Here is a 12,964-nt window from a genome sequence, read left to right as displayed (position 1 = left end):
CTCTCTTCCTTTCAAAAACCTCAAAAATTGCCTACCGCTCGCACGCTGACCTCGTCATCGTCTCGCTCATCCAGGTAGATCTCCAAGGAAAGATGTTCCGTAAAGCGGTAGCCCAATGCAGCATTGTTTTCGCTATCCTCGGAATAGCGCCACCAAGCGTAAAAGGCCTTGATGCCGCCTTCTATCCACAGTCTATACCAAGTCTTATCTTCCTCAAGTTCTCTCTCGGTGCCCAACCAAATATCTCTGTAGGGAGACCACCTCAACCCCAACCTCTCTTCGCTGTCTCCGTCATCTAAAAAAAGGATGGCCTCTCCGTAAAGTTCCACATCCCAAGATGGAAAAGGTTGTGCCTTACGTCCGAAGTGCAACCCCAGTTCAGTGGATTTGTCCTCCGTTCCGCCGTAAGCTGCCCCCCAAACGTAGAATGCATATCTTTTGCTTTCTACGTTCGTTTCGACCCTTGCAATCCTCGAGGGCATAAATTCGGTGTCTACTTCTATCTTTGCTGTATCGGCAAATGACATATCTTTCAATTTTTCCTCGACAATAAGCTCTATATCCCTCTCGTGCTTGGCAGCCCAGCTAACGGGAATCCCGACGAAGGGAGATAGGCTTTCAGCCATCTTCTCGCGCATGTCATACTGCCAAAAGGAGGGCAGGGACCTGGAAAAAATGTGGGCATCGAAGGCCAATATCAGATCCTGAGTCGCCGTGAAGGATATGTTAACAACGTGAAAATCGCCCTCTCGGCTCACCAAAACGTGAGGCTCCCAACCGGGAAGGCGGGAGGAGACGATCCCTTTAACTTCCCTCAAAAACACCTCATCAGCCCATTTTAAAGCCTCTACGGGAACGCCTTTCAGCATATTTTGTAATTTTTCATCAACCCCAGAAATATCCTTTAAAAACCAGCCGTCACAGGGTTGTCTCAGTCTGGGAGCGGAGATGGCGACCTTCCATTTGGGCTTTGCCTTTGGCACAAAGTCCATAAATACCTCTCTTTCTCCCGTTATGTTCACACGCTTTATTTCATATCCCTCGAAGATCCTCTCCGATACCATGCGAAGAAGTCTTTCCTGTCGGCTCACTTCGTAGTCGGGCATCTCATTCATGACGGCAATGACGCTTTCTCTCATTGCCACAGCAAGCCATTCGGGAGGTCCCGTCAAAGAGACTTTCACATCCCCATGAGCGGCCCCGCAGAAAAAGCTCGCCCAAAGAAGGAGAAAAAAGATCCCTTTTGTCGCCCCCCTAAGCTGCCTCATGACCCATCTTTAGAAGAGCTCGCCGAACCCGAAGTGCGTGTAGGTTTCGTATTCTCCTTCGGCCAGATCTATGCGCAAGTTGCCGAGGGGTGTTCTCACGCGAACTCCAATGCCGTAAGAATCATGCAGATCCGACAGGTCGAAGCTGGAAGACCGCCTTTCGCCACGGCCTACGGTTCTATAAAGTTGATCTATCAAAGGATCGCTATCCCCCCAGGCGTTTCCGGCGTCGTAGAAGAATACCAGCCCAAAGGCCTGCTCGATGGGTATCCTCAACTCGAAATTGGCCAAAAACATCTCCGTACCGTAAAACTCGTCCTCTTCGTAACCGCGAAGGTCTCTGTCTCCACCCAAGAAATAATGATCCATGAATGGAATTTCGCCGCTTGAAAAGCCTGCCCTCACGCGGGCGGCGAAAATCACGGGCGTGTCTTCCGTCCCAAGGTCGATATCGAAGATCTCCCCTATTCTGGTTACGGGCGTGTAATATCTGGCTTCGAGCCAATATTTGGTGAAGTCCCAGTCGCTGCCCAGGAAATCCAGCGCCTGTTCTACGTTTAAGCTGACGACATCTCCCTTTGGATAGCTCAAATACTCGTCCAAAGTAGAACGTTGCAGCCTGCCCGTGATGGAGAAGGTCTTTCCCGATTGCATGTGTTCGTCGAAGTATATCCTTTTAATTTCTTCCACAGTCTTGTCTTTATATTTCCCGGTGGTATCAGTCTTTCGAACTTCCTCCGCCGCTATGAGGAAATCACTGTACCAACGTATATCATCGTAGGGTATATCCGAATCGTGCCAATCAAGCGTTGCATACCAGCTAAACCTGGGATCGCGTTTGAACTTCTTGCCCGCTCCCACGGATATGCCGGTCCTGGTTTCTTCGTACTCGAAGACCGATTCCCCACCTATGTAGTTTTCTATGTCGTCCCACTCCCACCTATAGAGGTTTACTCTCCAAGAGTAATAATCGACATCCATAAAGGGCTCTTCATAGGTGATCCAATATTGGTCCCGTTTACCCGTCTCAAATCCGACAGACGCGGTATGGCCCAACCCCTTCCAGTTGGTGTCCTCGTAAGACAAGCCGCCGCTCCATCCGCTGCTTGAGCCGTGACCTATGGTAAGGCCAATCCTTCCGGTTCTCTGCTCCTCCACTGAGACTATGATGTTTACGAAGGCGGGGTCCTGAGTGGGCTCGAAACCGACGTTCACCGTCTCGAAGTACCCCATCCTCTGAAGCTTGTTGAGGGAGTGTCTCAATACCTTGGCGTTGAAATGATCTCCCGGTTTTAGCTTTATCTCCCGCTCTATAACGTAAGTCTGGGTTTTTTCGTTTCCCTGCACGGCAATTTCTCCGACTTTGGGTTCAAGTATCTTTACCGTAATGACGCCTTCTTCAATTTGCACATCACGCACTCGCATCATCGCATAGCCGTCATCCTGGTATTTGTTTCTGATTCTCTCGAGGTCGTGCCTGAAGAAGACGGAGTTGAAGATGTTGCCCGGCTTCGTAAAGACAAGCTCTTTAAGTTCATCCTCGCTATATACTTCGTTTCCTTCAAACCTTATTTCCTTTACGACAGGGTTTTCCTGTACCACGTAAACTACCTTGATGCCATCCGCTACAGGCTCGACTCTGACGTCGACATAGGAGAAAAAGCCCAAATTATATATGGCCTCTACATCCTTATCGATCTGTTCCCGATCTGCTGGTTGGCCTGCTTTTGTGCCGACTATTGACAGTATGTAGTTGGTGTCCACCTGCCGATTGCCCTCTACCTCTACGGCCACGACGTTGGGCATCGTCTGGGCAAAAGCAAGGGGTGAATTTACAAGCATGAAAACTAAGCTAAATATCACGATTCTAGTGAAAAATTTCATCCCCGAGATCACTCCTTCAATTTGAAAACTCTACGGCAGCCTCTTCTTGACCCTTGAGGGCTTTCTCTCCAAGGCGAACCAACCTCAAGAAATCCTCCAACATGGCTTCCTCAAATGATACACCACTCTTTTTCTCTTCGGGTAAGTCCTTTGACTCATTTTTTCCGTTTTTCGCAAAATCTTTCCTGCCAAGGTCGTCCTTTTTGCCCTTTAAGGTTTCCTTTTCCTCGGGCTTCGCCTCAGCCACGGAAGCTTCTCCCGGATCGTAGAAGCGCCCCAGGTTTGTGTCGCTTAAACTTTTTCGCAAAGCCATGATAAGCCTTTCCTCTTCATCGGTTATCAGACTCAAACGAAGGGATTCGACATCTCTCGGCCTTGAAGCCTGCGCTCTTTTGCCGCTGTCTTCGATCACCTCCATAGAGGTCGGCAAAGCCAGCGCTACTAAAAAGACAGCTGCCACTAGTATAGACACGAAGGCCTGCTTCAACGGCAAAAAGATGCGATGGCTTTTTGAACCTGATATGAGGGTCAGAATTTCTTCCCTGGCGATTCGCATCTCCGCCTCGGCACATTCAAGTTCGACGACCACATCCCTTGGCCTGCCTCGCCTGCAGGCCTCTATACTTCTGTCGATCCAACGTCTTATCCTCAAAAGACGTCTCTCCACGGTAAGTCCCCCCAAATAAAAATAAAAACCGCTTAAGTTGCTCCCAAAACCTTTTTTAGCTTCGCTATGGCCCTTCTCCTCAACCTATAGATGTAGCTTATATCGACACCCTTTTTCCGGGCAACTTCCTTAACGGATAACCCGTTTAAGTCTACGGCTTTTACTATCTCAGCTTCTCTTTCGCTCAAAGATCGAATAGCCGCCTCAAGATCGATCAACCAGCCCTCATCGTCGAAGCTGGCCATATTGCTTTCGTAGAGATGGTCGTCGATATCGACGGGCTCGGGCGCTCTTGCTTCCGATCTTTCGAGAAAATTCACCATACGTCCCTTAATACGATAATAGGCGTAGGTGATGAACTTAGTACCTCTTTTGGCATCGTACCTATCCACTGCCTCGATTAGTGCCACCATTCCCTCCTGTATCAAATCCTGATAGGAATCGGAGGGTACGTGAAACTTCTTAGCAAGCCAAAAAACCATAGGTCTATAAGAAATTATCACTTCTTCCCTGGCTTTTTCGTCACCGAATTTTATCCTTTGCCACAAATTTTCTTCGGAGGTTGTATCACCTTCGGGATAAATTGGCTCGTAACCATCCATCGTAAAATCCCCCTCTTGAAGGTTAAATCAAAACGGGAAGATTGCGAACGAAATCGGGGTCTTCGACGAGAAGGTGAAGTGTGTCATTTGTAAAGCTCAACATTACCCGATCCCTCCAGAGCTCAAGGGAGGTCAAACTGCAGTTGTCGATCCTTGTCCTCCAGGCCGCAGAGGCATCCATCGCAAAAAATCCTGTTAGGGCAGCCCTTATGGAACCTCCGTGGGCAACGATCAAGACGTTTTCGCCTCCGTCGTCCAAAATTTTCTTCATTCCCCGATTAACGCGCTCCACAACTTCAACGAAGCTTTCCCCGCCGGGGATTTTGACCTTTTCGGGGAATTTTCTCCACTGAGCGTAAACTTCTTTGTAGGCATTTTCTACTTCTGCTACCTGCATCCCTTCCCAATTGCCAAAATCCATTTCCACCAGTTCTTCCAGCAAACCGCCCAAAGGTGTGCCTAAATGCCTTGATACTCTTTCGGCAGTTTCTCTTGCACGGGAAAGCACGCTTGCATATATGACGTCAACCTTTAGGGAATTCAATCTCAATGCCGTCCGGTCGGCCTGCATGCGACCTTCGTCGTTAAGAGGAACATCGGTTTTGCCCTGATATCGAAATTGCCCGTTCCACTCTGTCTTGCCATGGCGCAAAAATATGAGACGCCTCACGATGTATCACCTCATTGCTTGTTATTATAAAGATTTTTACGTCAAAAGTCTTCGTAAATTCATCCAAGAAAACAGGCCTCCCGATATCGGGAGGCCTGTTTTTATACTTCTTTTACAAAAAGGCTTCAACTATCATTATTCGGGTTGGACTTTTTCATCAAAGATCCCAAAACGTGAAGATCTTTAGTTTTAGCCGAAAGTTTATTTGAAAGGGCTACCTCCTCGGTAAGCTCCTTGCGCAGAATCAAGACATCCTTTGGCGCCCTGATGCCCAAACGAACTTGCCCCTTCCCTATCTCCACGACCATCACTTCAATTGTATCGTTAAGCATCAGGGATTCGCCCTCTTTTCTCGAAAGAACTAGCATCTAAGAGGCACCTCCCTCGGTCGGAGTTTGGCTTCCGGCCTCAAGGAAGGCACTTTTCATCCTATCTCTTATGATTTCGTCAAAAAGGTGATGCTTTATCTTATAATCTTCCCTCTGACTTATAACCTGCTTTCCCAAGCGTTCATTGGAATTGATGATTATCGGAGCCCTCAGATTCACCGTGGCATCCCAAGGTGCATCCTCCGGTACGGACACCACCACGAAGAGGTGTAAATCCTTCGCAGTCGCTTTCAATTCTCTCACGTCAGCTTCTAATAGTTGGGGATCGTAATCGGAACTGACCAGACTTGGGGGTAAAACGGGAAGGGCAACGTCTTCATCGTCTAGGCTTTGAAGCCATTTTATAGGGTTTTCATCATCCCCCACCAATATCCACTTCCTGTGATCTTCGAAGCCGGGAATGCCTTTTGGAAAAAAGATAACATCTCCTTCTTGAAACTCGAGGAGCCCGAACCTCGGGGTTTGAAGCTTTGTCATAAGAAATGCCTCCGGTTTTGGCATATTGAACATAAAAACTGGAGCCGGCGGGCGGACTTGAACCGCCAACCTGCGCATTACGAGTGCGCTGCTCTGCCTGTTGAGCTACACCGGCCTACAACTATACAATGGCGGTCCCAACGGGATTCGAACCCGTGCCGCCGCCTTGAAAGGGCGGTGTCCTAGGCCTCTAGACGATGGGACCGCTTCAATGAACTGCTTAAATTTTGTAATGGTGAGCCGTGCAGGATTCGAACCTGCGACACCCGGATTAAAAGTCCGGTGCTCTGCCACCTGAGCTAACGGCCCCCTCATTCAAATTACCTCATACTGCTCCGAGCGAGCAATAGGAAATTATCACAGGTCGAAGAAATAGTCAACATCTTTCGCCCCAGGTCGCCAAATTTTTTTCCATTTCCCCCAACAAAGTCTTCCCTTTCTCCACCTGTCGCTTCACTTCAGAAAAGGCAGTCCCCCCGTAGGTCTTGCGCCTTTCCACAGATGATTTGGGGTTTAAGCATCCGAAGATATTCTCGTCAAATTGAGGTATAAGGTTTCGCCACTCCTCCATTGAGAGAGAAGAAAGGCTTTTGCCTTCTTTTAAACACCACTTCACGGCCTTTCCCACCAATTCGTGGGCGCTTCTGAAGGGTACGCCCTTCAAAACAAGAAATTCCGCTATATCCGTGGCCAGGATGTAGCCATCTTCAAGGGCCCTCGACGCTGCCGTGAGGTCAACTTCTATTCTTGAAATAAGTTGGGGCAAGACATCTAAAATGCCGTGCAGGGTTCGCAGGCTCCTCATTAAGCTCCTCTTGTCTTCCTGCAAATCCCTGTTGTACGCCAGAGGAAGGCCTTTCAACACAACCAGAAGATCGACGTAGCCGGCCAGAATCTGTCCGGCCTTACCGCGAATCAGTTCAAGAACGTCAGGATTTTTCTTCTGCGGCATTATGCTGGAACCTGTACAAAAGGAATCGGGCAATTTAACTATGCCAAATTCATCGGTGTTGTATATTATCAGATCCTCCGCCAATCTGCTGCAGTGAATTGAGAACATCGACGCAAAGTGGTGAAAGTCCGCTAAATAGTCGCGGCTTGCTATTGAATCGATGCTGTTTTCTGTGGGCTTAGAAAATTTGAGCAACTCCGCCGATAAGTGCCTATTCAAAGGAATAGTGGATCCCGCCAGAGCCGCAGAGCCCAAGGGGCACTCATCCAGTGCTTCAAGCGCTGCCATGAGACGCGAGGAATCTCGGTGAAAAGCCCAAAAATGGGACATCCAATAATGCCCCATGCTTATCGGTTGAGCTCTTTGCAAGTGGGTATATCCCGGCACTACGAAATCGATATGCCTTTCGGCGTTATCCAACAAAGACTCGAGGAGATTTCTCATTTTACTTCCTATTCCGACGAGCTGCCCCCTCAAAAAAATTCGCAACGTCGTGGCTATTTGATCGTTGCGGCTTCTTCCGGTATGAAGCTTTTTACCCCTTTCGCCCAAAATCTCTGTAAGGCGGGCCTCTATATTCATATGAACGTCCTCAAGCTCCATCAAAGGCTTAAAGGTCCCGTTTTTTATCTCGCTCAACACCTGATCCAAACCCTTCAATAGGGCCATTTTCTCTTCTTCCGTTATCAGGTCGGCCGATGCCAAAACCCTTACGTGAGCTTTGCTTCCCTCTATATCGGCTTCTACAAGATCCCAATCCATGTCCAGAGATTGGGTGAAATTCACCACCACATCTGCCATATCTTCGCTAAACCGACCTTTCCACAACCTCACTCACACCTCCAAACTACATCGTATAGCTTTTTCGCCTCACGGCTTTCGACCATCTCTGCCGCCAATCCCCAAAGAAGGTCGCACTCGCTATGAAAATAACAACTTGCCCCGAAAAATTCAAGAAGTGCCTCTATGACGCAAAGTCCACTCACTATGATATCCGATCTGCTAGGCTCTAAGCCCGCTACGGATTTTCTCTCTTCCGGCTTCATATTCTTCAAAGCTAGGATCAAATCCCTTATATCATCGACCTTCACCATGCTTCCGTGGACCTTCGAGGGATGATAGGAATTGACGGCTATTTTTTTCAAGATCATTACGGCTGCAGAGGAAGTTCCCCCCACCCCAATGAATGATTTTGCGCTTTCTCTCCTTGAAGGTTTTTCGAATAGACCTTTTAAGCCGGACCTGACGTAACCCTTTATCGCCTCTTCGTCTTCGCCAAAGAGGTTTTTAACCCTTAAAGCACCCATAGGTAAAGAAAAGCCTTCCTTCCCGTCCGAAATCTCCAAACTGCCTCCTCCCAAGTCGAAAACGAGAGGATCGCTCAGCCCTGTCCCCAGCAGAGCCCCCTTAAAGCTGTAAAAAGCCTCTTCCCAACCCTCTAAAATTCTGACCTTCAAACCCGCTCGTTCCTCAATAAAACCCATTGCATCCGAAACGTTTAGAGAGGATCTCAAGGACTCGGTGGTAAACAAAAGCCTCCTTTTTAAAGATACGGACAATCGGTCCAGCCGATGACAAACCTCTTCCAAAGCAGCCATAGTCCTTTCTAAAGCCTTTTCCTTAATTTCGTACTTGCCCTTTCCCATTCCTTCGGCCAAACGAACCGTCCAGATCCCGGAATCAAGATAATACAAACTGTCAGCACAACTTTCCACAGCCAGAAATCTCAAGGAATTAGACCCTATATCTATAGTAGCGTAACGAGACAAAATGTTCATCTCCAAACCAATTAAGTGCAATATCTATCGGGATTATCGCACTCAAGCTCTGTGAAGCGACCCTTAAGCCAACCTTCCGCAGGATGTTCTCCAAGGGCGAGCCATGAGGCAACCTGAAGGTGCAGGCATTTCATTCTCATTTCAACAGGACAACCCATACCCCCGATGCCAGAGAGGCGGAGCCTGTCAAATATGTTTTTGCCTACTTTAGAAAGAAATAACTTTTCTCCTTCCGACAACAAAAAAAGCCTAATGACGCCGTGTTTTACATTAAAATTAATCCATCTTTCCGAATCGATATAATTTTTGGCGTAACTTTCGAGCTGCTTTACTCCCCCTGCAGCCTCCTCTTTACCGCACATACTTACCAGATAGGGACAGGACAGCCAAAAGGTGGTGGGAAAGGGCTTTAATTCGAATAAGGGGGCGCAGAGTAAAACTTGAGGCTTGCCCAATCTGCAACGCTTTACAATTCCAACGGCGATGGAGGAATTGAAATTTCTGCCCCTCATTTGGCGCAAAATAACCCTTTCGTCCCCGGGAAAGATTTGCTGAATATACAAAAGGGGCTGTAAAAGCCCCTTTATTTTTGAAAGGTTGTTTTGAAGTGTCTTACCTTTTGCTTCCGGCCTTGCGCCTGCCACTTTTTTTACCGTCTCCAATTTTTTGATAGAGATCGGAGATCTTTTCGTCGCTCAGCTTCATGAACTTCGTCAGCTTTTTCTCGAAATCATCCTCGTTGTGCTGATGGGAAGTTTTAGCCTGAAGTTCAGCCCGTTCCCCGGCGGAACCAAGAGCTTTCAGAGAAAGGTCTATGCGACCTCTTTCGTCTATCTTTATCACCTTGGCTTCGACTTCCTGGCCCAAGGAAAGTACATCTTCCACTTTTTTCACGTAGCCTTGAGATATCTCCGAAATATGGATCATTCCCCTCTGCCCGTTCTGGATCTTAACGAAAGCCCCATAGGGAGTTATCCTCTCCACCACGCACTTGACAACTTCGTTGACCTTTGCCGAGGTGATTACCTCTTGCTCGTTGCTCATCTGATAAACTATACCTCCATTTTTAGTAATTAACATTTTTCACAACTTATATCTCGATAATCCCGACTTGCTGTATCCTTTTACCCTATATCCCTAAAGCGTGAGCCGACCACCTCCGCTACATTTATCCTTTAGTGGAACCCATTGCCAAAGGATATCGCTTTGCTCCGCCCCTTTGTCAATCTTACGACACAAAAACAAACAATAGGGCTCACCTTTTTCCGATTCCTTAGAATACCACACCAAAAGCATGCCTTCCTTTTTGCTTAAAACTAATTTCAATACCTTATCTTTTATTATAGGGTAAAACAGGGCAATGGGAATAGTCCCCTTCCCCCAAAAACCTCCACTTCTGAAGGAAATTATCCTATTTTTTCTCACTTGAGGCAACAGGGAACAAAAAATCAAGTTTGAACAGATAGAAACATCTCTTAATCTCTTTAATTTCTTAATCGTTACATCAAGAGACGAAAGGGTGACCCTTTTTACTTTTATTAAATCGATATTCAAGGAAAATTTTTGTGGTTTTGCCTCAGCAGACCGGGAAAGAACCCAACTTTTGCATTCAGCTTCAATATCCGGATTTAGGGATATCACCTCGGCTATAAGCGAAGCATTTACAACCTCAAAAGATTTGTGGTCAAAACGATGTGAACATACCTTAACTTTACCGAACAACAGTCGAAAAAGGTCTTGTTTCAAACTACCCTTCTGGCTATGGCTTCCCATGGCTTTCCTCTATAATCACATCCAGCGCTTTTGCTATTCGCTGAAATGGCTCGAGCAAGTCCATGTAACGAGAAGCCTCTGTAAGCATAAAAGAAAGACCCTTTACCTCCGATTCCTCAGGAACGACACCAAAGTAGGCCCTTAAAGGAGGTCCAACCTCTTCCACCTGAAGGAGATAGCAATCCCCCTCGGACAACTTTTCGAACATTCCTGCGCTTTCTAAGGGTGTCCCCGAATGAGGCTCGAGGTGCAAAACAGGAGATTTAAGCAAAGATCTAGAGAGCTTTACCAGCGACGGATCTTGGCATATGAGAACATGCGGCTTTTTTTCGAGTGATTTGAGCAAATTATGCAGTATCAACTCTTCTTTCAAATATGCATCAAGAGCATCGCCGTACAACACTTTTTCAAGCCTTGTAAACTTTATTGGGTCAACGTATTTGAAATCAACCGGTATACCTCTAATATCGGTAATCATAACGGCGCCAGAATATAAGTCTTTGTCACTTAAAAGCAAAATATATAAATACCCCAGTAAAAGGTCCTTCTTCGATTCCGCCTGCGCCTTAGGCATATATGTCCAATCCCTCGTATTCGTCCTCTATTGCCTCTGCATCCTCATCATTTGGTGCCCCTTTTTCTTTGTTCTCCTTGCTTTTACGGCGCCGGCCGCCATCTTCTTCGGACCTCCTGTTATTGACCCCTAATTTATTCGCACCGGATGTATTTTCTTTGCGCTTCACCTGCTCCTGTTCCCGCACAGATTCTTCTACCGCCTCCTGTCTCATTGCAAACTGAGATGCCGAAGAGGCCGCATCTTTTGACAAATGCGTTTCCTGCCCCGTCCTTAACATAGCTATTTGCCACTGAATCGGTCGCAACATGACCCATCACCACATTATGAATAGGAAGTGAACTTTATCTCTCCCTTATCAAAGTAAAATATCACGTAGTCCATCTTTTCTCTAACAATGTAGCTAATACCTCTCATATTGATGATAACGCCAGGATAGCAGGAACCTTTAACCTTTACCCTACATGCCTCTGTTGTCTTGGCCATCTCTTGCTCCAATTTCTGTTTTTCTGTTCTGTAAAATTCTATATTTGACTGAAGTTGCAGCTTTGCCTTGGATAGCTGCAACATGAGCGCTTTTTTTGATTGGTCTATCCTGCCTTGCATCTCCAACCTTTTGATATAGTTCAAATTGTTCTCGATGCTGTTGAGCTTTCCCTCCAAATCCTCGAGGGTTCCGGTCACATTTTTGAGCTCCTGCTGAACCGTAGGCGACACCCCTACCTGGATCTCCGTCTTGGTTCCTATATCGTTTCCAAGAGTGATGCAGGATACCTCAAAACCGGCCGAGCAGCTGCCACCGACAATCATGCCTTTTCTGCCGCCCATGACAGAGATTTTCTCGGTAGCCATCACGGTACTGTGCATTATGGACCTTTCGACTATTACGTTGCTGTTGCTCCTAACGTTAGTCTGATCAATGAATAAAGCCATGACGTCGGATTCCCCTTCGACGTAAGCCTTTCCCATACCCCTTATGCCGCCTCGTATCAATATTTTGCCTCCGGCCCGCAATGTAGCGGCTTCGACCACCCCTCCGACCTGTATATCCGAACCAGCAACTACGGTAAAGCCGTCCCGCACCGAACCCTTAACGATGACACTGCCAATGAAATTTATATTGCCCACGCTGTAGTCTACGTCGCCATCAACCTCATACACAGGCAAGACGTGTAACTTTCCGTCTCTTACGACTAAATTACCATCAATGGTCGCTATTAACTTCAGCCCGTCTTCCGTGATTTCGGTATTATTGCCCTTTGGTAAATTCCTATCCTTAGCCTGCCGGGCCTTTATGGGTTTTCCCAAAACGCTTATGCCATCCCGCCCCTGTTTGAGAGGTATTTTCTCGGCCAGTTCCTGACCCTTAAATACATTTATGACGGCACCAAGCTCGCGCAAATCCACCCTCGAGACGCTGGGGTCTTCGATCTTTGGTTTCAACCTTTCAATATCTACCTTAACCTTTATTTCTGCATCCTCGCCATCAATCGGCTCAATTCCTTCCGCAACGACTATTCTCTGATGCGCTATTTTCTCGGCGCAGATTTTTTCGATGATATCTTTTTTTAAGCCAAAGGTTATGCCTCTCTTTCTCAATTCTTCCTCGATATCCTGAGGAGAGGGCCATGCCGACTCGTCAAGGGGTGGAATAATGTGAACCGAGGCGGCAAGGCCGTCTTCCGAAATTTCAACCTCTATGGTAGCCTCTTTGGCGCTAACGGGCACTTCGTCAGAGATTTTTAGAACCTCGCCCCTATGTTCTTTAATTATTTCATCAATCAATTTTTCGTCGACTTCAATACCTCTGCGCTTAAGAAGGCTCATTATCTCTATAAAGCTAACCTCAGTTTCCGGTTCTACCTCGAGATACACTCCGTCTTCCCGCACATATATGGAAAAAGGACGAGAGCTCACATGATTCACCCCG

At 47.2% G+C, this 12,964-nt stretch carries 15 protein-coding genes and 3 tRNA genes; all 18 read right to left on the bottom strand.

Annotation, left to right across the window (positions count from 1 at the left end; all coding sequences use genetic code 11):
- Window positions 1-20 precede the first annotated feature (20 nt).
- The gene (locus HMPREF1705_RS06300; protein ID WP_242603554.1) at window positions 21-1,184 is read right to left on the bottom strand and encodes a hypothetical protein; all 1,164 of its coding nucleotides are present in this window, start codon (window positions 1,182-1,184) and stop codon (window positions 21-23) included.
- A gap of 93 nt (window positions 1,185-1,277) precedes the next feature.
- Window positions 1,278-3,152 (bottom strand): BamA/OMP85 family outer membrane protein, encoded by a 1,875-nt coding sequence (locus tag HMPREF1705_RS06295; protein ID WP_009201647.1) that lies wholly within the window; start codon window positions 3,150-3,152, stop codon window positions 1,278-1,280.
- Between the two features lie 16 nt (window positions 3,153-3,168).
- A complete protein-coding gene (locus HMPREF1705_RS06290) occupies window positions 3,169-3,819 on the bottom strand; it encodes a hypothetical protein (protein WP_040348206.1) in 651 nt (216 codons plus the stop codon).
- 32 nt (window positions 3,820-3,851) lie between these two features.
- Window positions 3,852-4,421: a sigma-70 family RNA polymerase sigma factor gene (locus HMPREF1705_RS06285; protein WP_009201649.1), complete on the bottom strand. Its 570-nt coding sequence runs from the start codon at window positions 4,419-4,421 to the stop codon at window positions 3,852-3,854.
- A 22-nt stretch (window positions 4,422-4,443) separates the two neighbouring features.
- The gene (locus HMPREF1705_RS06280) at window positions 4,444-5,091 is read right to left on the bottom strand and encodes a histidine phosphatase family protein (RefSeq protein WP_009201650.1); all 648 of its coding nucleotides are present in this window, start codon (window positions 5,089-5,091) and stop codon (window positions 4,444-4,446) included.
- 125 nt (window positions 5,092-5,216) lie between these two features.
- Window positions 5,217-5,459: a carbon storage regulator CsrA gene (gene csrA, locus HMPREF1705_RS06275; RefSeq protein ID WP_009201651.1), complete on the bottom strand. Its 243-nt coding sequence runs from the start codon at window positions 5,457-5,459 to the stop codon at window positions 5,217-5,219.
- Window positions 5,460-5,957 carry a flagellar assembly protein FliW gene (fliW, locus tag HMPREF1705_RS06270; RefSeq protein ID WP_057940816.1) on the bottom strand — a complete coding sequence of 166 codons (498 nt, stop codon included), beginning with the start codon at window positions 5,955-5,957 and terminating at the stop codon, window positions 5,460-5,462. It lies immediately after the preceding gene.
- Between the two features lie 39 nt (window positions 5,958-5,996).
- A tRNA-Thr gene (locus HMPREF1705_RS06265) sits at window positions 5,997-6,072 on the bottom strand.
- A 14-nt stretch (window positions 6,073-6,086) separates the two neighbouring features.
- Window positions 6,087-6,162: transfer RNA gene (locus HMPREF1705_RS06260), tRNA-Glu, on the bottom strand.
- A gap of 28 nt (window positions 6,163-6,190) precedes the next feature.
- A tRNA-Lys gene (locus tag HMPREF1705_RS06255) sits at window positions 6,191-6,266 on the bottom strand.
- A gap of 67 nt (window positions 6,267-6,333) precedes the next feature.
- Complete coding sequence (gene argH / locus HMPREF1705_RS06250; RefSeq protein ID WP_009201652.1) at window positions 6,334-7,743, bottom strand: argininosuccinate lyase; 1,410 nt, start codon at window positions 7,741-7,743, stop codon at window positions 6,334-6,336.
- The gene (locus tag HMPREF1705_RS06245) at window positions 7,740-8,687 is read right to left on the bottom strand and encodes a Ppx/GppA phosphatase family protein (RefSeq protein WP_009201653.1); all 948 of its coding nucleotides are present in this window, start codon (window positions 8,685-8,687) and stop codon (window positions 7,740-7,742) included. The genes argH and HMPREF1705_RS06245 overlap by 4 nt, the downstream gene beginning before the upstream one ends.
- A gap of 11 nt (window positions 8,688-8,698) precedes the next feature.
- On the bottom strand, window positions 8,699-9,331 hold the full coding sequence (locus HMPREF1705_RS06240; RefSeq protein WP_009201654.1) for a DUF501 domain-containing protein: 633 nt from the start codon (window positions 9,329-9,331) through the stop codon (window positions 8,699-8,701).
- Window positions 9,300-9,731 (bottom strand): S1 RNA-binding domain-containing protein, encoded by a 432-nt coding sequence (locus HMPREF1705_RS06235; RefSeq protein WP_050767862.1) that lies wholly within the window; start codon window positions 9,729-9,731, stop codon window positions 9,300-9,302. Before HMPREF1705_RS06235 ends, HMPREF1705_RS06240 begins: the two co-directional genes overlap by 32 nt.
- 93 nt (window positions 9,732-9,824) lie before the next feature.
- Window positions 9,825-10,433 (bottom strand): hypothetical protein, encoded by a 609-nt coding sequence (locus HMPREF1705_RS06230; RefSeq protein WP_131725252.1) that lies wholly within the window; start codon window positions 10,431-10,433, stop codon window positions 9,825-9,827.
- 13 nt (window positions 10,434-10,446) lie between these two features.
- Window positions 10,447-11,034: a hypothetical protein gene (locus HMPREF1705_RS06225; protein WP_009201657.1), complete on the bottom strand. Its 588-nt coding sequence runs from the start codon at window positions 11,032-11,034 to the stop codon at window positions 10,447-10,449.
- Window positions 11,027-11,344 (bottom strand): hypothetical protein, encoded by a 318-nt coding sequence (locus HMPREF1705_RS06220; RefSeq protein ID WP_009201658.1) that lies wholly within the window; start codon window positions 11,342-11,344, stop codon window positions 11,027-11,029. The genes HMPREF1705_RS06225 and HMPREF1705_RS06220 overlap by 8 nt, the downstream gene beginning before the upstream one ends.
- A 14-nt stretch (window positions 11,345-11,358) precedes the next feature.
- Complete coding sequence (locus HMPREF1705_RS06215; protein ID WP_040348210.1) at window positions 11,359-12,951, bottom strand: DUF342 domain-containing protein; 1,593 nt, start codon at window positions 12,949-12,951, stop codon at window positions 11,359-11,361.
- Between the last annotated feature and the right edge of the window lie 13 nt (window positions 12,952-12,964).

This window comes from Acetomicrobium hydrogeniformans ATCC BAA-1850 (genome assembly GCF_000160455.2).
GTDB classification, from domain to species: Bacteria; Synergistota; Synergistia; order Synergistales; family Acetomicrobiaceae; genus Acetomicrobium; species Acetomicrobium thermoterrenum.
Note: the sequence above shows the minus strand (reverse complement) of the source record. Positions and strands in the feature narration are given on the sequence as shown.